Below are 21,758 nucleotides of genomic sequence, written 5' to 3' on the forward strand. Positions count from 1 at the left end.
AGTTTATTGACTCGTCAATCAACAAAAAACCAGGGAGTCTCAGATGACCTTCAAGTCCGCCTTGCTCGCCTCTGCGGTGACTTTCGCCCTTACGGGTTCTGCCTTTGCCGCTGGCTGCGACAAAGTGACCTTCTCGGATGTCGGCTGGACCGACATCACCTCGACCACGGCGGTGTCCTCGCTGATTCTGCAGGCTCTGGGCTACCAGACCGAAACCCAGGTTCTGTCGGTGCCGGTGACCTATGAAGGTCTGGCCAAAGGCGATGTCGATGTTTTCCTCGGCAACTGGATGCCGACCATGGCGTCGAACATCCAACCCTATCTGGATGCCAAAACCGTCGAATCGCTGCGCGCCAACCTGGAGGGGGCCAAATACACCCTCGCCACGAACGAGGCCGGCGCCGCCCTTGGCATCAAGGATTTCAAGGACATCGCCCCGCATGCCGCCGATCTGGACGGCAAGATCTACGGGATCGAGGCCGGCAATGACGGCAACAAGCTGATCCTCGACATGATCGACAAGAACGCCTTTGGCCTGAAAGATGCCAAGGTCGAACTGGTCGAAAGCTCCGAACAGGGGATGCTGGCGCAGGTCGCCAAGGAAGATAACGCCAAGAAGCCGATCATCTTCCTCGGATGGGAACCGCATCCGATGAACAAGAACTTCAAGATGACCTATCTGACCGGCGGCGACGACTTCTTCGGTCCGAACCTTGGCGGCGCGACCGTCTACACCAACATCCGCGCCGGCTACACCAAGGAATGCCCGAACACCGGCAAGTTCCTGTCCAACCTGGTCTTCTCGCTCGACATGGAAAACGCCCTGATGGGGGCTATTCTGGATGACGGCACCGATCCGGCCGTGGCCGCCAAGACCTGGGCTGCCGCTAATGAAGCGGTCTGGAAGCCCTGGCTCGACGGCGTGACCACCAAGGACGGTGGCGATGCCGTGGCTGCGGTCGAAGCCGCGCTGAAGTGAAACCTCAAGGCCCCGGAGCGGTTCCGGGGCCTTATCTTATCCAAAGGTGGGCGCGAGCAGGATGGACTGGCTGACGGCAAACAAGATTCCGGTGGGACCGGGGGCGAATGTGATCTTCGTCTGGATGAAGACCCATATGACGGCGATTTTCGATACGATCTCGGTCGTTCTTGAATCGCTGATCGCCGGGTTCCTGTGGCTCTTGCAAGCGCCCAACCCCTTGGTTCTGATCGCGGTTTTCGTGGCGCTCGCCTGGTTTCTGCAACGGAACTGGAAGATCTGCGTCGGCGTGGGGCTTGGCTTTCTCTTCGTGGTCAACCAGGGCTATTGGAAAGAAACCACCGAGAGTCTGACCCTGATCCTGTCCTCTTGCGCCGTCTGCATGGCGATCGGCGTGCCGATCGGCATCGCCTGCGCCCACAAGCCCCGGCTGAACGCCGCCATCTCGCCGATCCTCGACCTGATGCAGACCCTGCCGACCTTCGTCTACCTGATCCCGGCCATCATCTTCTTCGGCATCGGCATGGTGCCGGGCCTGATCGCCACGGTGATCTTCGTCCTGCCCGCGCCGATCCGCCTGACCGAACTGGGCGTGGCCTCCACCCCCACCGCCCTCTTGGAGGCCGCGACCGCCTTCGGCGCCACGCCCTCGCAGCGCCTGTGGAAGGTCGAACTGCCCTGGGCCCTGCCCCAGATCATGGTCGGGTTGAACCAGACCATCATGCTGTCGCTGTCGATGGTGGTCATCGCCTCGATGGTGGGCGCCAATGGCCTCGGTGTGCCGGTGATGCGCGCCCTGGCTTCCGTCAACGCCGCCAAAGGGTTCGAATCCGGCTTCGTCATCGTCGTCGTCGCCATCGCCTTGCGCAGCATCTTCCAGCGTGAGGTGAAGTGATGACCGCCGTAGAATTCGACTGCGTTTCGATCGTTTTTGGCGATCACCCCGACCAGGCCCTGCCCCTGATGGACAAGGGCGACACCCGGTCCGACATTCAGGCCCAGACCGGCCAGATCCTTGGTGTGCATGACTGTACCCTGACCGTGGCCGAGGGCGAGATTCTGGTGCTGATGGGCCTGTCCGGCTCCGGCAAATCCACCCTGCTGCGCGGCGTCAACGGGTTGAACCCGGTGGTGCGCGGCGAGGTGCGGATCAGCGACGGCTCCAAGATGGTTTCGGTCACCAAGGCCGACAAGGACACGCTGCGCCACCTGCGCCTGACCCGGGTTGCGATGGTTTTTCAACAGTTTGGCCTGCTGCCCTGGCGCACGGTGCGCGAGAATGTCGGCCTCGGGTTGGAACTGGCAGGGCTTGATGCCGCCGCCCGCAAGCCCAAGGTGGATGAACAGCTTGCCCTCGTCAACCTGACCCAATGGGCCGAACGCAAGGTCGGCGAATTGTCGGGCGGCATGCAGCAGCGCGTCGGCCTCGCCCGCGCCTTTGCCACGCAGGCGCCGATCCTTCTGATGGACGAGCCCTTCTCGGCCCTCGACCCGCTGATCCGCGCAAGGCTGCAGGACGAACTTCTGGACCTGCAGGCCAAGCTGAAACGCACGATCATCTTCGTGAGCCACGACCTGGACGAGGCTTTCAAGCTCGGCGACCGCATCGCTTTGATGGAGGGCGGACGCATCGTCCAGATCGGCACCGCGCGCGAGATCATCGCCAATCCGGTGTCCGATTACGTCGCCGATTTCGTGGCCCACATGAACCCGATGGCCGTGCTGACCGCCCGCGACGTGATGGAGCCGGGCGACAGCGCCGCCCCCGCCGCCGTAGATGCCGAAGTGCCGGTGAAGGCCGTGATGGAGCTTCTGTCCAAGGGCGTCACCGAACTGGCCGTCACCCATGAGGGCGCGCGAATCGGGGTGGTCAAGGCGGCTTCGCTGATGGCGCGGCTGATCAACCCGCGCAACGGGTAAGGCTGAGGGCCGAGGTCAGCCCTCGGCCCCACCTGCCACTTTCTTGGGCGCCGCTTTCTTCACCGCAGGCTTTTTCGCCGCCGTGGTTGCCGCCGTGGTCTTGGCGGCTGCCGCCTTGGGGGCCGCCTTCTTGGCCGCAGGTTTGGCTGCGGCGGTGGTTTTCTTGGCCGCCGCCGGTTTGGCCGCCGCCGGCTTGGCACGGGTCTTCTTGGCCGGGGTCTTGCCGGCTTTTTCGGTCAGAAGCGCCACCGCCTCTTCCACCGTCAGCTCCATCGGATCGCCGGCCTTGGGGATCGTCGCATTGACCTTGCCCCATTTGACGTAAGGCCCGTAACGCCCCGGCATGACCGAGATCGCCCCGCCCTCCGGATGCTCACCCAGCTCCTTGAGCGGCCCGGCAGGCGCCGCCCCGCGTCCCGGACGCCCGGCGAGCTTCTGCGCCAGAACCTCGACCGCGCGGTTCATGCCGATGGTGAAGACCTCCTCGACATCCGGCAGGTTCGCATAGGTCGAATTGTGCTTCACATAGGGGCCAAAGCGGCCAATCGCGGCCTCCACCGGGGCGGAATCCTCGGGATGGTTGCCCACGATGCGCGGCAGATGCAGCAGTTGCAGCGCGCGTTCCAGCGTCAAGTCTTCCGGCGGCCAGCCTTTCGGCAGGCTGGCGCGTGGCGGCTTGGGCTGTTCGGTCGTGGCCTCGCCCTTCTGGACGTAAGGTCCGAAGCGCCCGGTACGGATCGAGATATCGAGGCCATCCTCCTGCCCCAGAACCTTGCCATCGACCGTCGCCGTATCCTCGCCTCCCGCGATCGGGCGGGTGTAGCGGCATTCGGGATAATTGCCGCAGCCGATGAAAGCACCACCCGAGCGGGCGGTTTTCAGATGCAGCTTGCCGGTGCCACAGGTCGGGCAGATGCGCGGGTCAGATCCATCGGCACGCGGCGGGTAGAGGTGCGGCGCCAGGAATTCGTCAATCTTGTCCAGCACTTCGCTGATGCGCAAATCGGCGGTCTCGGCAATCGCCGCAGAAAAATCGCGCCAGAAGCGGCTGAGAACTTCCGTATAGGTGCGCGAGCCGGCCGAGACGTCATCCAGCTCCGTCTCGAGATCGGCCGTGAAGTCGTATTCGACATAGCGGCGAAAATAGTTGGTCAGGAAGGCCGTGACCAGACGCCCCTTGTCCTCGGGGATCAGGCGGTTCTTGTCCTTGCGGACATATTCGCGGTCCTGAATTGTGGTGATGACCGAGGCATAGGTCGAGGGCCGACCGATGCCCAGTTCTTCCATCCGCTTGACCAAAGTCGCCTCGCTGTAGCGCGGCGGCGGCTGGGTGAAGTGCTGTTCGGGCGTGACCTTGCGCTTTTCAGCCGCCTCGCCTTCCATGATCTGCGGCAGGCGGCCCTCTTCGTCGCCGTCGTCGTCGCGGCCCTCGTCATAGACCTTCAGGAAGCCGTCAAACAGCACGACCTGGCCATTGGCGCGCAGGCCGACCTGGCCATCGGGCGACAGGATATCCACGACCGTCCGTTCCATCCGGGCGGCTGACATCTGCGAGGCAATGGTGCGCTTCCAGATCAGATCGTACAGCTTGCGTTGATCGGCCTCGGCCAGACGCAGCTTTTCGGGTGCCGCCGACATATCCGTCGGGCGGATGCATTCATGGGCCTCCTGCGCGTTCTTGGCCTTGTTCTTGTACATGCGCGGGCTGTCGGGCACATAGGTCGGCCCGAAGGTCGCCTTGATCACATCGCGCGCCGACATCACGGCTTCGGGCGCCATGTCGATGCCGTCTGTCCGCATATAGGTGATGTAACCCGCCTCATAAAGCCGCTGCGCCGCCGACATGCAGGCCTTGGCGCCCATGCCGTATTTGCGGCTCGCCTCCTGCTGCAGGGTCGAGGTCATGAAGGGCGGATAGGGGTTGCGCGTCGCGGGCTTCTTTTCCACGCCTTTGACGCTGAAGGTTCGATGATCAATAGCCGCCACCGCCAATTCGGCTGCTTCGGCGGTCGGAATGTCGAATTTGTCCAACTTCTTGCCGCCCAGCAGAACCAGACGCGCCTCGAATTCCTGGCCGCGCGGGGTGGCCAGAACGGCAGTCACGCTCCAGAACTCCTGAGCGCGGAAGGCTTCGATCTCCATCTCGCGTTCCACGATCAGCCGCAGGCAGACCGATTGCACCCGGCCAGCGGACTTTGCCCCCGGCAGCTTGCGCCACAGGACCGGCGACAGGGTAAAGCCCACGAGATAGTCCAAAGCGCGGCGGGCGAGGTAGGCCTCGACCAAGGGCTGGTCGACCTGGCGCGGATGGGCCATCGCCTCGGTCACGGCGGCCTTGGTGATCGCGTTGAAGGTCACACGGCTGACCTTCTTCTTGCCCTTCAGGATCACCGGGGCCAAAGCCTCGGCCAGGTGCCAGGAAATCGCCTCGCCTTCGCGGTCAGGGTCGGTTGCGAGGATCAGTTCGTCATCGGTCTTCAGCGCGTCGGTGATGGCCTTGATATGCTTGCGGCTATCGGCCGCAACCTCCCAGGTCATCGCGAAATTGTCTTCGGGGTTGACCGAACCATCCTTGGGCGGCAGATCGCGGACATGGCCGTAAGAGGCCAGGACCGTGTAGTTGGAGCCCAGATATTTGTTGATTGTCTTGGCTTTAGCAGGGGATTCGACAACGACGACAGGCATGGAATTCCTTTCACCAAGACCGCAGGAACAGCGATCCGCGCAGCGCGGCAAGATGTGTGTCATTGGTGGGGAATGTCAACCGGGGCCGTAACGCGGGTTTAAAGGCGCGAAATCAGGCCGCCGGACTGGCGTTCGATCTTGCCGTCCAGCTCCAGCGAGAGAAGCTCGGGCGAGAGCGCGGCGGCCGGCAGGGCCAGATCGCGGATCAGCTGATCCTCGGGCAGCGGCGAGGGGCCAAGCCGGGCGAGGATCAGGCTGTGAATCGCGGCAATATCGGTCAGGCTGCGGCGCGGTGGCACCGGCCCGGGCAAGGGGTCGGGCAAGGCTGCAGCCTTGGGCTCCGGCATGGTTTCGGCTTGGGGGGCGGGCGCTTTGCCGGTGATGCCCAGCACGTCGAAGATATCCTGCGCGCCGCGCACCAGCGTTGCCCCGTCGCGGATCAGCCGGTTGCAGCCGGCGGCGCGGGCGTCAAAGGGGTGGCCGGGCACGGCGAACACTTCGCGCCCCTGTTCCAGCGCGGCCTCGGCCGTGATGAGCGATCCGGATTTCGCCGCCGCCTCCACCACCACCACACCGCGCGCCAGGCCCGAGATGATCCGGTTGCGCAGCGGGAAATGCCGGCTTTGCGGCTCCATCCCCATCGGTTGTTCGGAAAGGCGGCAGCCACGGGCGAGGATTTGCGCCGCCAGATCGGCATTCTCGGCGGGGTAAATCACGTCGACCCCGCCGGCCTGCACCGCCACTGTGCCGGTGGCCAAAGTCGCCTGATGCACCTCGGCATCCACCCCGCGCGCCAGACCCGAGACGACGACCTGCCCCGCGGCCCCCAGCGCCTCCGCCAAGCGGCGCGCCATGCGCAAACCCAGCGAGGAGGCGTTGCGCGCCCCCACCAGCGCCACCATCGGCCGCGCGAGCAACGAGATATCGCCCTGCGCCCAGAGGATCGGCGGCGCATCGTCCAGATCCATCAGGGCCTGCGGATAGCCCGGCTGGCCGTGCAGCAGAAGCCGCGCCTTGGCAGCCCTGCCCTGCGCCAGCTCGTGCCGGACCACGCCAATCGGACAGACCTCATATTCCGTCACGCCAGCGGCGCGCGCGATCTCCGGCAAAGCCAGCAGCGCGGCCTCCACCCCGCCCTGTTCGGCGACGATCCGGTGAAAGGTCACCGGCCCGATCCGGCGCGAGCGGATCAGTTGCAGCCACAGGACCGGATCTTCCTGTGCCGGTCCGTGCGGTGCGGAATCTTCGTATCTGGCGGGCATGGCAGCTCCCTTCCAGGGCAGAGTGTCGGGCAGAAGGTTAACGAAGCGTGAAGGCGGCCCCCGATTCGGCGGGAATCTCGTGCCAGTCTGTCGCAGGCCGCCGAATTTTGCCGCTGGCGGGATTGAAGCAGGGCCAAAAGTTTGATCAAATAGCGCGAAAGCCGCTCAGGCCCTGCGGCGCATTGGAGAGACCCATGAAAAACGCAGACGTTGCCCTTCGCCGGACTGATTCCATCGCCCGTGGCGTGGGGATGCAAACCCAGATCTATGTCGACAAGGCGCTGAACGCCGAAGTCTGGGACATCGAGGGCAACCGCTACATCGACTTTGCGGCCGGTATCGCAGTGGTCAACACCGGCCACCGTCACCCCAAGGTGATCGAAGCGGTGCAAAAGCAGCTGGAGCGCTTTACCCACACCTGCCACCAGGTCCTGCCCTATGAGAATTACATCCATCTGGCCGAGCGTCTGAATGCCGCGGTGCCGGGCGATTTCGCCAAGAAGACGGTCTTCGTGACCACCGGCGCGGAAGCGGTCGAGAACGCGATCAAGGTGGCGCGCTTTGCCACCGGGCGTTCGGCGGTCATCGCCTTTGGCGGCGCGTTCCATGGCCGGACCTTCATGGGCATGACCCTGACCGGCAAGGTCGAGCCCTACAAGAAGGGCTTCGGCGCGATGATGCCCGACGTCTACCACGTCCCCTTCCCGCAGGAGGTCCACAATATCTCCACCGCCGATGCGATGGCGGGGATCACCAAGCTCTTCAAGGCCGACCTCGACCCGGGCCGCGTGGCTGCGATCATCTTTGAACCGGTGCAGGGCGAGGGTGGCTTCTATCCGGCCCCGGCCGATCTGGTGAAGGCGATCCGCAAGCTCTGCGACGACAACGGCATCGTGATGATCGCCGATGAGGTGCAGACCGGCTTTGCCCGCACCGGCACGATGTTCGCGATGGAAGGCTACGGTGTCGCCGCCGATATCACCACCATGGCCAAGGGCCTCGGCGGCGGCTTCCCGATCGCGGCGCTGACCGGCAAGGCCAGCCTGATGGATGCGGCCAATCCCGGCGGCCTCGGCGGCACCTATGGCGGCAACCCGATCGGGATCGCGGCGGCCCATGCCGTGCTGGACGTGATCGAAGAGGAGAAGCTTTGCGCCCGCGCCAACGAACTGGGCAGCCGCCTGAAGCAGAAGCTCGAATCGATCCGCGCCACCACGCCGGAAATCTCTGACATCCGCGGCCCGGGCTTCATGGTCGCGGTCGAGTTCGCCAAGCCCGCGACGCATGAGCCGGACGCCGATTTCACCAACCGCGTGAAGAACGAGGCGCAAAAGCGCGGGCTGATCCTGCTGACCTGCGGGGTTTACGGCAACGTGGTGCGCTTCCTCGCCCCGATCACCATTCCGGACGCGCATTTCACCGAAGCCATGGGCATCCTGGAAGCCTCGGTCGCGGCGGCACAACAGGGCTGAGACGCTCGGCGGACCCGGCTGGGGGGCTTTCCGCCCCCCAGACCCCCCGGAGGATATTTTTGTCTGGATGAAGGGCGGGCCTTGGGGTTCGCCTTTTTGCTTTGCGGTCGGGCGGGGGCGAGGGTAGAGCGCGGGGGAAGGATTTGGGGGTGCGGATGGCGGAGCGAGGGATAGTGCTGACGGGCGCGGGGTTTGGCGTTGCGGACAAGGCGATCCTGTCCGACATCTCGCTGTCGCTGACCGAGGCGCGGATTGGCATCGTCGGGCGTAACGGCTCGGGCAAGACCAGTCTCTTGCGGCTGATGGCGGGGCTGGTGCCGCCGACCGCGGGAACGGTGCGGGTGGCCGGTCTGAACCCGGCCAAGGACCGCAAGGCCATGCTGCGGCAGGTGGGCATCCTGTTCCAGAACCCCGACCATCAGATCCTGTTCCCCACGGTGGGCGAGGAGCTGGCCTTTGGCCTGACCCAGATGGGCCGCACGGCGGCAGAGGCGCGCACCGCGGTTCTCGCCTTGTTGGCCGCGGAGGGGCGCAGCCATTGGTTCGAGGCGGCGACCCACACGCTGAGCCAGGGCCAGCGCCAGTATCTGTGCCTTTTGGCCGTGCTGGCCATGCAGCCCGCGACCCTGTTGCTGGATGAACCTTTCGCGGCACTCGATTTGCCGGCGCAGGCCCGGCTGCGGCGCCGATTGAGCGGGCTGTCGCAGCAGATCATCACCATCAGCCATGATCCTCTGGCCGTGGCGGGCTGCGACCGGGTGGTCTGGCTGGAAGCGGGGCGCGTGTTGCGCGACGGCGCGGCGGCGCCGGTGCTGGCCGCGTTCACCGCAGAAATGGCAAGGATCGGAGAGGCGGATGCTGACGCTGACCTCTCCGCATAGGACCTGGGCGCATGGGGTGCCGGCCCCGGCCAAGCTGGCGACCCTGTGTCTGTGGACAGTGCTGGTTCTGCATCTGACCGGGCTGTGGCTGGTTCTGGCGGCGGCAGCGGTGCTGTTTCTGATCGCCAGTGGCGGCTGGGCTTTCGCCCTGACCTGGGCTGTCATGCTGCGCCCCCTCTGGCCCTTTGCCGCCATAGCCCTGCTGTGGCACCTGTGGATCGGCCAGCCCCTGGCCGCCGCCCCCGTCATCCTGCGGATGGGGGCCACGGTTGGCCTTGCCAATGCCGTCACCATGACGACCCAGCTGGCCGAGATCATCGCCGTCGTCACCTGGCTGGCCCGCCCGCTGCGCGCCCTTGGCCTTTCACCGAAAATCCTCGGGCTTTCCGTGGCCTTGGTGATCCGCTTCCTGCCCGTCATGCTGCTGCGTTTCACCCAGATCACCGAGGCGTGGCGCATGCGCAGTCCGCGCAAACCCGGCTGGCGCGTGCTGGTCCCTACCCTTTTGGCCGCTCTTGACGATGCGGACCGCGTGGCAGAAGCCTTGCGTGCGCGCGGCGGAGCGGGCTAAGTGCCCCCGTCCCCCAAGCTCAGGAGAAGCCCTTGGAACGCAATATCACCCATATCGCCCTGTTTGCTGCCTTGATTGCTGTGCTGGGGCTTATCCCCAAGATCGACCTGATGGCCGGCGTGCCGATCACCGCGCAATCCCTCGGCATCATGCTGTGCGGCACCGTGCTTGGGGCGAAGCGCGGCGCGCTGGCGGTGATCCTGTTCCTGGTGCTGGTGGCGGCGGGCCTGCCGCTGCTGTCGGGCGGGCGTGGCGGGATCGGCCTCTTCACCGGGCCGTCGGCGGGCTTCCTGTTCGGCTTCCCGGTCGCGGCCTTTGTGGCAGGCTGGATCGTCGAACACTGGCGTGTGCAGATCGGCGTCTCGGCACTGGCGGGGGCATTCCTGGGCGGGATCGTGGTCATGTACCTGTTCGGAATCCCGGTTCTGGCCGCGATGCTGTCGCCCGAGACGGCCGGCAAGATGTTTGCCAACCTGCCCTTCCACGCGTCCCTCCCCCTGCCCGCCGCCCTGGCGATGCTGTACCTGCCGGGCGACCTGATCAAGGTGGCTCTGGCCGCCATGGTCACCCAGGCCATCGCCCGCATGCGCCCGAGCGCCGTCTTGTCGCGCACCTGAGGCCGTTGCGCGCGTGAATTTCGCAGGAAGGCGGAGGGTCTGACCCTCCGCCTTTTTCCATGCGCGCGCCACGGCCCGGATGTCGCGTCGAATAACGGGGGGGAGTTCAGTCCCGCGCCACCAGCAGGGCCGTTCCGATCCCGCCTGCCGCGGCAATCGCGGCAAGGCCGCGGCCCTGGGCAAGCCCGTGAAACAGCCGCACCGCCAGGATCGCGCCCGAGGCGCCGATCGGATGCCCGCGCGCCAAGGCGCCACCCTGCGGGTTGACGATGCCGGGGGGCAGCCCCGCCCCCGCGATACAGGCCATCGCCTGGGCGGCATAGGCCTCCATCACCTCGGCCATGGCGAGCGCATCGGCAGCGGTGCCCGTGGTCTCCATGACCTCGGCCATGGCGCGGAGGGGGGCCGTGCCGGGCTGATCCGGGGCATCGCCGCGGGTGGCGCCGGCGAGGATCCGCATGGGCCTCGGCCCGAGGGGCGTGGCCGAGACCACGACGAAAGCCGCCGCATCCGCCGCCACCGCCGCATTGGCCGCGGTGATCGGCCCGCAGAGGGCCAGCGCCCGGGCTGCGAGGGCCGGGGTCAGGCGCCGCGTGAAGGCATCGTGTGACAGGCCCGCCAGGGCGACGATCTCCGCCGCGCTGCTGTCGCGCCCCACCAGCGCCTTGGCATGGCTCTGCACCGCGTAAGCGTCGAGCATGTCGCGGGAATAGCCAAGGCGCCGGGCCAGATCCGCCGCCGCCTCGTGCATGTCGGGATCGCGGTCCGCGAAGGGCGTGAAGGGCGGGCGGTCATAGGCTTGCGCCGCGCCGCCCTCCGGGTCGGTCGCCAGACGCAGCGGCCGGCGGGAGTAGCTTTCGGCGCCCCCGGCCACCACGATCCGCGCGGCACCGCTCTCGACCAGGGCGTGGGCCAGCAGGATCGCATCGAGCCCGCCCGCGCATTGCCGGTCGATGCTGAGGCCGGCCACACGCTCCGGCAGCCCCGCTGCCAGCGCCGCCAGCCGCGCGGGATTGCCGCCGGCGCCCAGCGCATTGGCAAGGATCACCTCATCCACCTGTTCCGGCCCGATCCCCGCATCGGCCAGGCAGGCCCGGATCACCGGGGCGGCCAGATCATGCGGCAAAAGCCTGCGGAAAGCCCCGCCCAAGGGGGCCACGGCAGTGCGGCGGGCGGCGATGATCCAGCTCATCCGAGCATCCGGGCCAGCGCGGCGAGGTCGGTCTTGCCCGAGGGCAGCATCGGCCAATCCTGCCGCCAGATCAGCGCCTTTGGCGCCTTGAGCGTGCCAAACCCGGTCCTGAGTGCGGCCAGAAGCGCAGCCTCCTGCGCCGCATCGCCCATCAGGATCGCCACCAGATGCAGCCCGCGCTTGGGGTCACTGCGCGGCAGGACAGCGGCGCGGGTGACACCGGGGGCGGCCAGCAGGAAAGCCTCGATCTCTTCGGGATAGACCGCCTGATCGGCCACCTTGACCATGCGCCCGGCCCGGCCGGAGAGATACAGCTGGCCATCGCGCAAGCTCCCCCTTTCGCCGACCGACAGCCAGCCGTCCCGCCAGCGGGCGGAGCCGGGATCGCTGGCATAGGCCTCGAAGAGATAGGGGCTGCGGGCCAAGATCTCGTCGCCCTCCAGCCGCAGCTCGACCCCGGGATAGGGCGCACCGACCGAGTCCGGTGGCGTGTCGGGACCTGCGAGGGTGATGAAACTGGCCTCGGCGGCGCCGTAGAATTCGTGGAGGGTGCAGCCGGGGGCCATCGTGGCCATGGCCACCCGCAATCCGGGGTCAAGCTTGGCGCCGCCGACCAGAACATGGCGCAGGTCGGGCAACAGCGGCCCCCCGGCCTCCGCCAGCAGGCGCAGCTGGACCGGCGTGGCATAGACCAACCCGACCCGCCGCGCCGCAAGGGCTGCGCGTTGGCGGTCGGGGCGCTGGCCGTCCAGCAGGTGGAGCGTGGCCCCCAGATGCAGCGCCTCGACCGCGCCATAGAGCGCCAGCGAATGCACGAGCCGGCCGAGGATCGCCACCCGCACCCCTGGCCCGATGCCGAACAGCCGCGCGTTGACGGCGAAACTGGCGATCCAGCTGGCCTGGCTGCGCCGGATCCGCCGCGGCGCGCCGCTGGTGCCGCCGGTCAGGGTCTCGAACACCGGGATGGCGCCGGCCTCTGGCGCGGGCCCCGCGCCGCCGATGCGGAAGGCCGCCGCCGCAAGCGCCGCCAGCGCCGCCCCGGCCGGCCGGTCGGGCAGGACCCCCGCCACCGGCGCCGCCCGAAAGACCTCCGCCCCTGCCCCGTCGAAAAGCCGCGCGGAAGGATGCCAGGCAAAGCCTTGCCCTTGCGCTTTGCCAAATACTCCCGCCGGAGGCTCAGGCCTCACCCCGCGCTCCGCTTGCCCAGCAGGGTGCTGATCCGGCGCAGGGCCAGAAGATAACCTTCGGTGCCGCAGCCCGCGATCACCCCGTCGGCGCGCAGGCTGACGTAGGAGTGGTGGCGGAATTCCTCGCGCTTGTGGATGTTGGAAATATGGACCTCGATCACCGGGCCTTCGAAGGCGTTCAGCGCATCCAGAATGGCCACCGAGGTGTGGGAATAGGCGCCGGGGTTGATCACGATGGCCGCACCTTGCAGGCGGGCTTCCTGGATCCAGTCGACCAGCTGGCCCTCGTGGTTCGATTGCAGCGCCTTGATTGGCAGGCGCAGCTCCTCGGCCAGGTCGGCGCAGGCCTGGACCACGTCGGCGAGGGTTTCCCGCCCGTAGATCTCGGGCTGGCGCTGGCCCAGAAGGTTCAGGTTGGGGCCGTTCAGGATATAGATGGGTTTCATGGCTTTCTCCGCTCGAAGGGAGGTTAGCCTGTCGGGTCGGGGGCGGCAACGGGGGATGGAGGGTGTGAAAGACGGAGGATTGCACGCGTGCAATGCAAGGTAAATTGTTGAAATCGTTATGTATCGGGAAATTTCTTCATCTTTTGTTAACCGGCGCGGTCCCGCGCGGCAGGCGACAGGAGAAGGGGGAGGCTGGCTTGGGTCCTTTCTCCACTGGGCAGAGCCAAGGTAGAACCGGGCGCTTTGGGGGAGGCACTGGAACTTGCACCTGGAAAGACAGAGGTCGGAAAGAGCACGTTGCGGGCATTTGGAAGGCGTACGATCATCGGGCAACGACAAGTCGGAGAATCGAAAAGTCATGGTCGTTGGGCTTGAAACGGCGTCGGGGCGTGGGTCTTTTGGGACAGAGTTTCGGCGACAAATGGCGGTCTTGGGTGCTGATCTCCCGCCGCTGCTCCTCAAACTGTTTGATTGGTTGGAATCCAATGGGCACGTTGCACGGTTCCCGCAAGGTGAAGTCCTGCTTGTCGCACCTCGACCGAACCAGAATGGCGGCCTGTACTCCTACCTCCGTTTCGAGTTTCCGCAGAAGGACTTCATGGACCTTTGGTTGGGAAAGACCGGCTACGAAAGACGCGTTATCCCCTTCATAGCTTGCGCAGATGATGGCAGTTACATCGCTCTGTGGCCGATGGACGAACAAACGGGAGAGCGGTTCGTCTTTCTCGGCTCAGAAGGAGAGTGCTTCACAGTTGCGGATAATATCCATGATCTAATTGCCTTGATCACAATGGGATATGACGAGATTTATGGACGAGCGGAATTGTCGTGCTCCCCCAAGGAGGCGTGGCTGCTGGGCGGAAACGAGGAACCGTGGCCAGGGTCCGCTCGTCTTTCGGACCTTATGGAGTGGGCGTGTCGCAACGCAGGCATCATTTACCCGGCCACAGGTTCGGACGTTCTTCCTTTCACGCCGGAAGATGACCCCTTTACCGCCTTCGTGAGTTCCATTGTCGATGCATGAGCGTCCGCTTCGTCCGCATCACCGCCATGCAGAGCCAGGGAGGTACCGGGCGCTTGGGGGAGGCACTGGGGCTTGCACCCGGCGATACAGAGGTCGGAATGAGCCCAAATGCTTCAATCTTGCGGCGCAGCGAATGTCAGCTAAGGCGACGATCTTGCAAAAGCACTGCATCAAATATTGCGAACACTTGCTGAGCCAGAGGTGTGCCTATCACTTCCTCACGGCTCATCGACGATCCAACAAGTTCACTAGACGCGACTGGACGGTCGTTTGCATCGACCACCGAAACTTGGGGAATGCCTAAGGTCTCGTAATGAACCAGCGAGACTGCGCGCCGATCATTCTTGCTGGTTCCGTCGCCCCAAGCCCCGTATATCAAATCGAAATTTGCGACGTGGTCTTCGAGGGATTTCCCAACAGTCCACTGAACGAAGTAACATGCGACCGTCCCCCCATTTTCTTCATGGACAAAGCCCCAAACAGAACGGGTTTGATTGCCGCAGCAATCGCAAAAGCCGCCGCCTTCTTCTGTTGGTTCAACTTCAAACATCATCTTGGCCATACTATCCCAAATTCGATTAGAGCAGAAAGCGGAAAGTCAGTCGAGAGCTTGCAACGGCAGCTTCGTCCGCATCGCCGCCCCCTCAAAGGCGCACGGAAACCCACAGGTATGTCGGGCGGGACTGACGTTGTGTCCTTCAATGGGATGCCTCGCGACTGACGCTTCTGCTTGGCAAGGGAAGGAGCCGCGGGACCGGGAGGCAGGGCAAGAAAAAGCCGGCCCGGACGGGTCCGGGCCGGTCAGGTGTATTGAGCGCGAAGCGCGCCCAACAGGGAGTGGGGGGCGGCCGGAGTGCCTCAGGCCACCTTTTCCAGCGCCAGCTCGGGCACGAGGCCCAGGGCGCGCACGACCTCGCGGGTCAAGTGCGGGCGGTTCAGGGTGTAGAAATGCAGATCCTCGACGCCTTCCGACAAGAGCCTTTCGCAAAGCGTGGTGCATTGGGTCAGGGCGAGAAGCTCCTCGCGGCCATCGCGGGCGGCAAAGACAAAGGCCTCGTCCAGGCGCTGGGGCACCTTGGTGCCGCAGCGGGCGGCGAAGCGCTTGGCGCCCTCCCAGCTTTGGATCGGCAGGATGCCGGGGATGATCGGGGCGGTGATGCCTTCGGCTGCGCAGGCATCGCGGAAGCGCAGGAAGGTTTCGGCCTCGAAGAAGAACTGGGTGATGGCCGAGGAAGCGCCGGCATCGAGCTTGCGTTTCAGGAAGCGGATATCGGCCTTGTCGTCGGCGGCATCGGGGTGACGCTCGGGATAGGCACCGACGCGGATCTTGAACTTGCCGGTCTGGGCCAGCGCCTCGACCAGTTCGACGGTGTTGGCGAAGCCTTCGGGGTGCGGGGTGAAGCGTTCGGCCCCCTTGGGGGCGTCGCCGCGCAGGGCGACGATCTCGGTCACGCCGATTGCGGCATAGCTTTCGGCGATTTCCAGAGTTTCGGCGCGCGTGGCGTCCACGCAGGTCAGGTGCGCGGCAACATTCAAGCCATAGTTGCGGTGGATCGCGCCCACGGCGTCATGGGTCAGCTTGCGGGTGGTGCCGCCTGCGCCATAGGTGACCGAGACGAAATCGGGCGCCATGGGCGCCAGTGCCTGAACCGTTTCCCAGAGCCGGAAGGACGCATCCAGCGTCTGCGGCGGGAAAAATTCGAAGGAAACGCGGGCACGGCGGGTCACGAGGGTCATCTGGGTACTCCTTAAGTCTTGCCCCCTTGTGCCAGATCGGCGAAACTGAATCCAATTCATATAATTCACGATGATCATGAGGTTCATCGCATGTACCTGGAGCTGAGACACTTCCGCACCCTGCGCGCCATCCAGCAGGCCGGGGGTCTGGCCAAGGCGGCCGAGATCCTGAACACCACGCAATCGGCGCTGAGCCATCAGGTGGCGGGGCTGGAGGATCAGGTCGGGATGGAGCTGTTCGTGCGCCGTTCCAAACCGATGCGCCTGTCGGCGGCGGGGACGCGGATGCTGCGGGTGGCCGAACGCATCCTGCCCGAGATCGCGGCACTGGAGGAGGAGTTCCGCGCGCTGCAATCGGGCAAGACCGGGCGGCTGCATATCGCGATCCAGTGCCACGCCTGTTTCGACTGGCTGTTTCCGGTGCTGGAACTGTTCCGCCACGCCTGGCCCGAGGTCGATGTGGATATCCGCGCCGGTCTGGCCTTCGACAGCTTTCCGGCGCTGTTGCGCGAGGAGGTCGATTTGGTGATCTCGTCCAACCCCGAGCCTTTGGCCGGGATCACCTTTCATCCGCTGTTTGACTATGCGCCGACCTTCATCGCCTCTTCCAGGAACCCCCTGGCGGCCAAGGCGGTGATCGAGGCGGAAGATTTCCGCGATCAGGTGCTGATCACCTATCCGGTGGGGCGCGACAAGCTGGATGTTTTCACCGAACTGCTGACCGAGGCGCGGGTGGAGCCCCGCGCGCAGCGCGCGGTGGAGCTGACGGCGGTGATCCTGATGCTGGTGGGATCGGATCGCGGCGTGGCGGTGCTGCCCGACTGGGTGATCCGCGATGTGAAATCGAACGCCGATTATGTGACGCGGCCCCTGGGGCCGGGGGTGATCACCAAGCGGCTTTATGCGGCGACCCGAGAAGAGGATTCCGCCAGACCTTTCATGGCGCATTTCCTGCGTCTGGGGCGCAGCGAGCCGGTCAAGCTGCAGCGCGGCTGACGGGGGGGGGGCACGATTTTTCTGCGAAAAATCAAGGGCCTCCGGCGGGGATATTTGGGTCCGAGTGAAGGAGGTTGACGGAGGGGGTTGACGGGGGGCCGGGTTGCGGGGAGATTGCGGCCATGGAACTCCGTTTTGTCAGGCTTAACAACTCCGGCCCTGTCCCTGCCCTGCTGGTGTAGCAGGGCGGCTTTCGGTTCCACGTCCGGTCCCAAGGCTCGCCCCGAGGCGCTTTTGCGCATATTTGTTTTCGGAGCCTGTCCATGAGCCTTCTTGCTGTCAAATCCCTGTCGCTGACCCTTGGCCTGCCGCTGTTTGCGGAACTGTCGTTTGCTGTTGAACCCGGTGAGAGGCTGGGGCTGGTTGCTGGCAACGGGCGGGGGAAATCCTCGCTGCTGCGGTGCCTCGCGGGGCAGTTGGAGCCGACCGGGGGCGATATCACCAGGGCGCGCGGGGCGACCTTGCGGCTGGTCGAGCAGGAGGTGCCGGGGGCGCTGTTGGGGCTGACCTTGCGGGAGGCGGTGGTGCAGGTGCTGGGCGATCCTGAGGGCGAGGGCTGGCGGGTCGATGTAGCGCTGGATGATCTGGCGGTGCCGGAGGCCTTGCGCGATCAGGCCTTGGGCGGGCTGTCGGGCGGCTGGCAGCGCACCGCACTTCTGGCGCGGGCGGCGGTGGCGGAGCCGGATATCCTTTTGCTGGACGAGCCGACCAACCATCTGGATCTGGCGCGGATCGGCATTCTGCAAGCCTGGCTGAAGGCCTTGCCGCGCGACGTGGCAGTGATTGCGGCGAGCCATGACCGGGCGTTTCTGGATGCCGTGACCACGCGCAGCCTGTTCTTGCGCGACATGGGGTCTCGGGCCTTTGCACTGCCCTATTCCCGGGCGCGGGCTGCTTTGGCGGAGGCCGATGCCGCGCAGGGCCGGCAGTTCGAGAATGACCTCGCCAAGGCGGATCAGCTGCGCCGGCAGGCGGCCAAGCTGAAGAACATCGGGATCAACAATGGGTCCGACCTGCTGGTCGTCAAGACCAAGCAGCTGAAGGAGCGCGCCGGCAAGATCGAGGCGCAGGCCAAGGCGGCGTTCAAGGAGGTTTCGGCCGGGGAGATAAGGCTGGCCAATTCGGGCACCCATGCCAAGGCCTTGGTCACGCTGAACGATGCGGAGATCGCCACGCCGGACGGGCGGCCCTTGTTCCGCACCGGGCAGAAGTGGATCGAGCGCGGCGACCGGGTGGTCCTTCTGGGTCGCAACGGCGCCGGCAAGACGCAGATGGTGGGGGCCGTCCTGCGGGCGATCCAGCAGGGCCATGACGCGATCCGGGTCACGCCCTCGCTGGTGCTGGGGCATTCCGATCAGGGGCTGGCGCAGTTGCCGCCCAAGGCCACGCCGTTTGATCTGGTGACCGGCTACAAGACCGGCGACGGGCCGGCGCGCAGCATGCTGGCGGAGGCAGGGATCAGACTGGACATGCAGACCAAGCCGCTCGCGCCTTTGTCGGGCGGACAGAAGGCGCGGCTGGCCATGCTCTTGCTGCGGCTGGCGCAGCCGAACTTCTATCTGCTCGACGAGCCGACCAACCATCTGGACATCGAGGGCCAGGAGGCGCTGGAGGGCGAGCTTCTGACCCAAGGCGCCACCTGCCTTCTGGTCAGCCATGACCGCAGCTTTGTGCGCAACGTCGGCAACCGTTTCTGGCTGATCGAGAAGAAGAAGCTCATCGAGGTGGATGACCCCGAAGCCTTCTTTCAGGGTGAGCTTTCCGCCTGATCGGTAGGATGGGCAATCTGCCCATCTTCCCTTTCATGCCACCTCTCAATAGAGGTCGCCCAGCCCTTCGGGCTGGATCGAGGCCAAGACGATCACTGCGGCGCCATGCACGGCGCGTTTGTGCAGGTCGATCACGTCGTGATCCAGCATCCGGATGCAGCCCGAGGACACGGCCTTGCCCAGTTCGATCGGGGCGGCATTGCCGTGGACGCGGTAGAGCGTGTCCACGCCATCCTCGAACAGGTACAAAGCCCTGGCCCCCAGAGGGTTGCCGAGGCCGCCGGCCATGCCGCCATTGGCCACCGAATAGCGGGCGAGTTCGGGTTTGCGGGCGATCATGACGTCGGGCACATTCCAGCGCGGCCATTCGCGGGTGAACTGCAGCCGCGCGGTGCCTGCCCAGGCGAAGCCCGCCGCCCCGACGCTGACGCCGTAGCGCATCGCCGTCTCTCGGCTGTCGACGAAATGCAGGATCGCGGCATCCGGGTCGACCACAATCGTGCCGTGGGGATGTTCGGGCCAGGGATTGGCGACCTCCTGGCGCCAGTACTCCGGGGCGAGGCTGCCCTCGGGGATCGCGGGGATCGGGAAGGGTTCATCGGTGATCGGGCCATAGAAGGCCGGCAAGGGCGGGTAGGCCGGCGGCGGCGCCACCACGGCCCGGGAGACGGTCTGGGGTCGGGTGCAGGCCACAAGGCCTGCGGCCGCGCCAAGGGCGGCAAAGCTGCGTCGGGTCAACATGGGATTGTCCTGTTCTGGAATGGGAAGGGGCGGCGCGGTGCGCCGGGGCCATTCACACAGGACGCGGAGGCTCCCGCGGGGGAGGGTCGGCGCGGCCCCGGGCATTCCAGTCGGCGGCGGCAAGGAAACCGGCTTTCAGGTCGGGCCAGAAGGACCGCTCGGTTGCCGGCAGGGTCGCCGGGTCCGCGCCGCAGGGAAACCCCGGCAGGGTCGCGGTCCGGCAATTGCGCGGCGCAGCAAGCCAGCTTTGGTCCGGCGCTTCGGCTTGCCCGAGGTAGGGTGCGCTGGGGGTCGGGGCCGCCACCATCGTGACGGCAGGGGCACGCTGCGCGGCGTCGGCCGCCCTGGCATAGGCGCCCCAGGGCAGGATGATGATCACCATCATCAGGGTCAGGATCTGGCGCATCATCCGCATGGGTCCGTGATGGCCCGCAGGACGCGCAAGATCAACCCCGGGTGCGGCCTTCCCCCCCCTTCCCCCCATCACAGCTGATTGAGCGGTGATCCCGCACGGCCCCTGCCCCGGTTTTCGCCCCCGTTTCGGGCCCGTCCGGGCGGCGGCACCGGCGCTCTTGCCCCGGCGCGGCAGGCGCAACCCGCTTTCGCCCTTTCCTTCATGGGCCGGGACGTGTATGCGCTCGCCGTTCCAGACCTTATGATCCATCCTCTCGGAGTGCCCCATGCAAGGCAGTGCCAACCTCAACCTGATGATCAAAGCCGCGCGCAAGGCGGGCCGTGCCTTGGTCAAAGACTTCCGCGAGGTGGAGAACCTTCAGGTCTCGGCCAAGGGCCCCGGCGATTTCGTCACCAAGGCCGACCGCGAGGCCGAAAGGCTGATCAAGGAAGACCTGATGGAAGGCCGCCCGAGCTATGGCTGGATCGGCGAAGAGACCGGTTCCACCCCCGGCAGCGACCCGACCCGACGCTGGATCGTCGATCCTTTGGACGGCACTACGAACTTCCTGCACGGCTTGCCGCATTGGGCGGTGTCCATCGCGCTGGAGCACAAGGGCGAGATCGTCTCGGCCGTGGTCTTCGATGCCGCCAAGGACGAGATGTACTGGGCCGAGAAGGGCGCTGGCGCCTGGATGAACGAGCGCCGCCTGCGGGTTTCGGGGCGCCGTCACATGCATGAGGCGATCTTTGCGACCGGCGTGCCGTTTGGTGCGAAAAAGACCCTGCCGGCCACTGTCGCTGATCTGGCCCGCCTGATGCCGGGCTGTGCCGGCGTGCGGCGCTGGGGTGCGGCCTCGCTCGACTTCGCTTACGTCGCGGCGGGCCGTTACGATGGCTACTGGGAGCGCGAGCTGAGCCCCTGGGACATGGCCGCGGGTCTTCTGCTGGTGCGCGAAGCCGGTGGTTTTGCCGAAGCGGTGCGCCCGGGCGATGACATCCTCGATTCCGGTTCGATCCTCTGCGCCAATGACGCTCTGTTCGCGCCCTTCGCCAAGATCATCCGCAACACCTGATCTGACAGCTTGCCGCCGCGTTCAGCGGCGGCGCGGCACCGATGGCAGGGCGCTGGGGGTGATCCTCAGCTCCGGCGCCACTGGCGGGTCAAACGGGGGTGCCGCCGCGGGCGCCTCTGGCGGCTGGCGGCGCAAGAGCAGCGACAGCACAAATCCGGTGGCAAAGCCGCCGATATGCTCCCAATAGGCGACGCCATCCGACAGGCCGGGATCTGACAGGCCGGACCAGACCTGCAGCGCGATCCAGAAGCCCAAGACTGCCCAGGCCGGAATCGCAATGGTGCGCCAGAAGATCACGAAGAAGAAGAACACATCGACCTTGGCGCGCGGGTAAAGCCTCAGATACGCCCCGAGCACCCCGGCAATCGCCCCCGAGGCGCCCAGCACCGGCGCGCGGTCATAGGGGTTGTGCAGGTATTGCGCATAGGCCGCCGCCACCCCGCAGGTCAGGTAAAACAGAAGATAGCGCCAGCGACCAAGCCGCGCCTCGATATTGTCGCCGAAAATCCAGAGGAACAGCATGTTCCCCCCCAGATGCAGCCAGCCGCCATGCAGGAACATGGCGGTGATCAGCGTGTCATAGCGGGCGCCGAAATGCAGGCGGAACGGGATGAAGGCCCAGTTGAAGCGGAACAGCATCTGGTCGGTGCCCTGCAGGAGCAGGTGGGTGTAAAGGAACAGGCCCAGATTCAGCGTGATCAGCGCCTGCGTCATCCGCGGCTTGATGGCTGAGGGGTTCTGGTCGCGGATCGGGATCATGGCTTCAACTTGGGCCTTGCGCCTGCCACGTCAAGGGGATCCTGGGTCGCC

At 65.8% G+C, this 21,758-nt stretch carries 21 protein-coding genes; 11 read left to right on the forward strand and 10 right to left on the reverse strand.

Annotation, left to right across the window (positions count from 1 at the left end):
* The first annotated feature begins 43 nt into the window (after window positions 1-43).
* The 3 genes from choX (at window position 44) to choV (ending at window position 2,899) form a co-directional block, all read left to right on the forward strand.
* Entirely contained in the window at window positions 44-979 is a 936-nt protein-coding gene (gene choX, locus AC1DVR_RS09380) for a choline ABC transporter substrate-binding protein (RefSeq protein WP_478000287.1), read from the forward strand.
* Window positions 980-1,040: 61 nt separating this feature from the next.
* Window positions 1,041-1,874 carry a choline ABC transporter permease subunit gene (gene choW, locus AC1DVR_RS09385; RefSeq protein ID WP_478000288.1) on the forward strand — a complete coding sequence of 278 codons (834 nt, stop codon included), beginning with the start codon at window positions 1,041-1,043 and terminating at the stop codon, window positions 1,872-1,874.
* The gene (gene choV, locus AC1DVR_RS09390; RefSeq protein ID WP_478000289.1) at window positions 1,874-2,899 is read left to right on the forward strand and encodes a choline ABC transporter ATP-binding protein; all 1,026 of its coding nucleotides are present in this window, start codon (window positions 1,874-1,876) and stop codon (window positions 2,897-2,899) included. The genes choW and choV overlap by 1 nt, the downstream gene beginning before the upstream one ends.
* A 15-nt stretch (window positions 2,900-2,914) precedes the next feature.
* Here choV and topA read toward each other — a convergent pair whose 3' ends face one another.
* Entirely contained in the window at window positions 2,915-5,584 is a 2,670-nt protein-coding gene (gene topA / locus AC1DVR_RS09395; protein WP_478000290.1) for a type I DNA topoisomerase, read from the reverse strand.
* 98 nt (window positions 5,585-5,682) lie between these two features.
* Complete coding sequence (dprA, locus tag AC1DVR_RS09400; protein ID WP_478000291.1) at window positions 5,683-6,846, reverse strand: DNA-processing protein DprA; 1,164 nt, start codon at window positions 6,844-6,846, stop codon at window positions 5,683-5,685.
* A gap of 194 nt (window positions 6,847-7,040) precedes the next feature.
* Between dprA and AC1DVR_RS09405 the strand changes: the two genes are divergently transcribed.
* From AC1DVR_RS09405 to AC1DVR_RS09420, 4 genes are all read left to right on the forward strand, one after another.
* Window positions 7,041-8,318 carry a 4-aminobutyrate--2-oxoglutarate transaminase gene (locus AC1DVR_RS09405; protein WP_478000292.1) on the forward strand — a complete coding sequence of 426 codons (1,278 nt, stop codon included), beginning with the start codon at window positions 7,041-7,043 and terminating at the stop codon, window positions 8,316-8,318.
* Between the two features lie 155 nt (window positions 8,319-8,473).
* Window positions 8,474-9,199, forward strand: coding sequence for an energy-coupling factor ABC transporter ATP-binding protein (locus tag AC1DVR_RS09410; RefSeq protein ID WP_478000293.1), 726 nt, complete (start codon window positions 8,474-8,476; stop codon window positions 9,197-9,199).
* Window positions 9,174-9,770 carry an energy-coupling factor transporter transmembrane component T family protein gene (locus tag AC1DVR_RS09415; RefSeq protein WP_478000294.1) on the forward strand — a complete coding sequence of 199 codons (597 nt, stop codon included), beginning with the start codon at window positions 9,174-9,176 and terminating at the stop codon, window positions 9,768-9,770. The genes AC1DVR_RS09410 and AC1DVR_RS09415 overlap by 26 nt, the downstream gene beginning before the upstream one ends.
* Window positions 9,771-9,802: 32 nt before the next feature.
* Window positions 9,803-10,387 (forward strand): biotin transporter BioY, encoded by a 585-nt coding sequence (locus tag AC1DVR_RS09420; protein ID WP_478000295.1) that lies wholly within the window; start codon window positions 9,803-9,805, stop codon window positions 10,385-10,387.
* A gap of 106 nt (window positions 10,388-10,493) precedes the next feature.
* Here the strand turns inward: AC1DVR_RS09420 and AC1DVR_RS09425 are convergent, their stop codons facing one another.
* The 3 genes from AC1DVR_RS09425 to aroQ all read right to left on the reverse strand — a co-directional run bounded on the left by AC1DVR_RS09425 (window position 10,494) and on the right by aroQ (window position 13,212).
* Window positions 10,494-11,579: a thiolase family protein gene (locus AC1DVR_RS09425; protein WP_478000296.1), complete on the reverse strand. Its 1,086-nt coding sequence runs from the start codon at window positions 11,577-11,579 to the stop codon at window positions 10,494-10,496.
* On the reverse strand, window positions 11,576-12,649 hold the full coding sequence (locus AC1DVR_RS09430; RefSeq protein ID WP_478000297.1) for an AMP-binding protein: 1,074 nt from the start codon (window positions 12,647-12,649) through the stop codon (window positions 11,576-11,578). Before AC1DVR_RS09430 ends, AC1DVR_RS09425 begins: the two co-directional genes overlap by 4 nt.
* Before the next feature lie 113 nt (window positions 12,650-12,762).
* Window positions 12,763-13,212, reverse strand: coding sequence for a type II 3-dehydroquinate dehydratase (gene aroQ, locus AC1DVR_RS09435; RefSeq protein WP_478000298.1), 450 nt, complete (start codon window positions 13,210-13,212; stop codon window positions 12,763-12,765).
* A gap of 430 nt (window positions 13,213-13,642) precedes the next feature.
* Between aroQ and AC1DVR_RS09440 the strand changes: the two genes are divergently transcribed.
* Window positions 13,643-14,236 (forward strand): hypothetical protein, encoded by a 594-nt coding sequence (locus AC1DVR_RS09440; protein ID WP_478000299.1) that lies wholly within the window; start codon window positions 13,643-13,645, stop codon window positions 14,234-14,236.
* A 136-nt stretch (window positions 14,237-14,372) separates the two neighbouring features.
* On the opposite strand, the gene AC1DVR_RS09445 is transcribed toward AC1DVR_RS09440, so the two are convergent.
* The gene (locus tag AC1DVR_RS09445) at window positions 14,373-14,798 is read right to left on the reverse strand and encodes a hypothetical protein (RefSeq protein ID WP_478000300.1); all 426 of its coding nucleotides are present in this window, start codon (window positions 14,796-14,798) and stop codon (window positions 14,373-14,375) included.
* Between the two features lie 296 nt (window positions 14,799-15,094).
* Entirely contained in the window at window positions 15,095-15,973 is an 879-nt protein-coding gene (gene metF, locus AC1DVR_RS09450; RefSeq protein ID WP_478000301.1) for a methylenetetrahydrofolate reductase [NAD(P)H], read from the reverse strand.
* Window positions 15,974-16,063: 90 nt separating this feature from the next.
* Here metF and AC1DVR_RS09455 point away from each other — a divergent pair, with 90 nt between their 5' ends.
* Both AC1DVR_RS09455 and AC1DVR_RS09460 read left to right on the forward strand, forming a co-directional pair.
* Window positions 16,064-16,969: a LysR substrate-binding domain-containing protein gene (locus tag AC1DVR_RS09455; RefSeq protein WP_478000302.1), complete on the forward strand. Its 906-nt coding sequence runs from the start codon at window positions 16,064-16,066 to the stop codon at window positions 16,967-16,969.
* 263 nt (window positions 16,970-17,232) lie between these two features.
* On the forward strand, window positions 17,233-18,738 hold the full coding sequence (locus AC1DVR_RS09460) for an ATP-binding cassette domain-containing protein (protein ID WP_478000303.1): 1,506 nt from the start codon (window positions 17,233-17,235) through the stop codon (window positions 18,736-18,738).
* A gap of 45 nt (window positions 18,739-18,783) precedes the next feature.
* Here the strand turns inward: AC1DVR_RS09460 and AC1DVR_RS09465 are convergent, their stop codons facing one another.
* Together AC1DVR_RS09465 and AC1DVR_RS09470 are read right to left on the reverse strand one after the other, a co-directional pair.
* Window positions 18,784-19,479: a L,D-transpeptidase gene (locus AC1DVR_RS09465; protein ID WP_478000304.1), complete on the reverse strand. Its 696-nt coding sequence runs from the start codon at window positions 19,477-19,479 to the stop codon at window positions 18,784-18,786.
* A gap of 52 nt (window positions 19,480-19,531) precedes the next feature.
* On the reverse strand, window positions 19,532-19,888 hold the full coding sequence (locus AC1DVR_RS09470; protein ID WP_478000305.1) for a hypothetical protein: 357 nt from the start codon (window positions 19,886-19,888) through the stop codon (window positions 19,532-19,534).
* A 271-nt stretch (window positions 19,889-20,159) separates the two neighbouring features.
* On the opposite strand from AC1DVR_RS09470, the gene AC1DVR_RS09475 reads away from it, so the two are divergent.
* Window positions 20,160-20,948, forward strand: coding sequence for an inositol monophosphatase family protein (locus AC1DVR_RS09475; RefSeq protein ID WP_478000306.1), 789 nt, complete (start codon window positions 20,160-20,162; stop codon window positions 20,946-20,948).
* A 21-nt stretch (window positions 20,949-20,969) separates the two neighbouring features.
* On the opposite strand, the gene AC1DVR_RS09480 is transcribed toward AC1DVR_RS09475, so the two are convergent.
* Window positions 20,970-21,707: a rhomboid family intramembrane serine protease gene (locus AC1DVR_RS09480; protein ID WP_478000307.1), complete on the reverse strand. Its 738-nt coding sequence runs from the start codon at window positions 21,705-21,707 to the stop codon at window positions 20,970-20,972.
* Window positions 21,708-21,758: the final 51 nt, after the last annotated feature.

This window comes from Rhodobacter sp. P2_H5 (genome assembly GCF_056403335.1).

Bases quoted from the DNA above. Each gene is read 5' to 3' on its own strand.
- AC1DVR_RS09480 (WP_478000307.1), bottom strand. From the start codon at position 21,707: ATGATCCCGATCCGCGACCAGAACCCCTCAGCCATCAAGCCGCGGATG.
- aroQ (WP_478000298.1), bottom strand. From the start codon at position 13,212: ATGAAACCCATCTATATCCTGAACGGCCCCAACCTGAACCTTCTGGGC.
- AC1DVR_RS09470 (WP_478000305.1), bottom strand. From the start codon at position 19,888: ATGATGCGCCAGATCCTGACCCTGATGATGGTGATCATCATCCTGCCC.
- AC1DVR_RS09460 (WP_478000303.1), top strand. From the start codon at position 17,233: ATGAGCCTTCTTGCTGTCAAATCCCTGTCGCTGACCCTTGGCCTGCCG.
- choV (WP_478000289.1), top strand. From the start codon at position 1,874: ATGACCGCCGTAGAATTCGACTGCGTTTCGATCGTTTTTGGCGATCAC.
- AC1DVR_RS09415 (WP_478000294.1), top strand. From the start codon at position 9,174: ATGCTGACGCTGACCTCTCCGCATAGGACCTGGGCGCATGGGGTGCCG.
- AC1DVR_RS09410 (WP_478000293.1), top strand. From the start codon at position 8,474: ATGGCGGAGCGAGGGATAGTGCTGACGGGCGCGGGGTTTGGCGTTGCG.
- AC1DVR_RS09465 (WP_478000304.1), bottom strand. From the start codon at position 19,479: ATGTTGACCCGACGCAGCTTTGCCGCCCTTGGCGCGGCCGCAGGCCTT.
- dprA (WP_478000291.1), bottom strand. From the start codon at position 6,846: ATGCCCGCCAGATACGAAGATTCCGCACCGCACGGACCGGCACAGGAA.
- choX (WP_478000287.1), top strand. From the start codon at position 44: ATGACCTTCAAGTCCGCCTTGCTCGCCTCTGCGGTGACTTTCGCCCTT.
- metF (WP_478000301.1), bottom strand. From the start codon at position 15,973: ATGACCCTCGTGACCCGCCGTGCCCGCGTTTCCTTCGAATTTTTCCCG.
- AC1DVR_RS09455 (WP_478000302.1), top strand. From the start codon at position 16,064: ATGTACCTGGAGCTGAGACACTTCCGCACCCTGCGCGCCATCCAGCAG.
- AC1DVR_RS09425 (WP_478000296.1), bottom strand. From the start codon at position 11,579: ATGAGCTGGATCATCGCCGCCCGCCGCACTGCCGTGGCCCCCTTGGGC.
- topA (WP_478000290.1), bottom strand. From the start codon at position 5,584: ATGCCTGTCGTCGTTGTCGAATCCCCTGCTAAAGCCAAGACAATCAAC.
- AC1DVR_RS09445 (WP_478000300.1), bottom strand. From the start codon at position 14,798: ATGGCCAAGATGATGTTTGAAGTTGAACCAACAGAAGAAGGCGGCGGC.
- AC1DVR_RS09405 (WP_478000292.1), top strand. From the start codon at position 7,041: ATGAAAAACGCAGACGTTGCCCTTCGCCGGACTGATTCCATCGCCCGT.
- choW (WP_478000288.1), top strand. From the start codon at position 1,041: ATGGACTGGCTGACGGCAAACAAGATTCCGGTGGGACCGGGGGCGAAT.
- AC1DVR_RS09475 (WP_478000306.1), top strand. From the start codon at position 20,160: ATGCAAGGCAGTGCCAACCTCAACCTGATGATCAAAGCCGCGCGCAAG.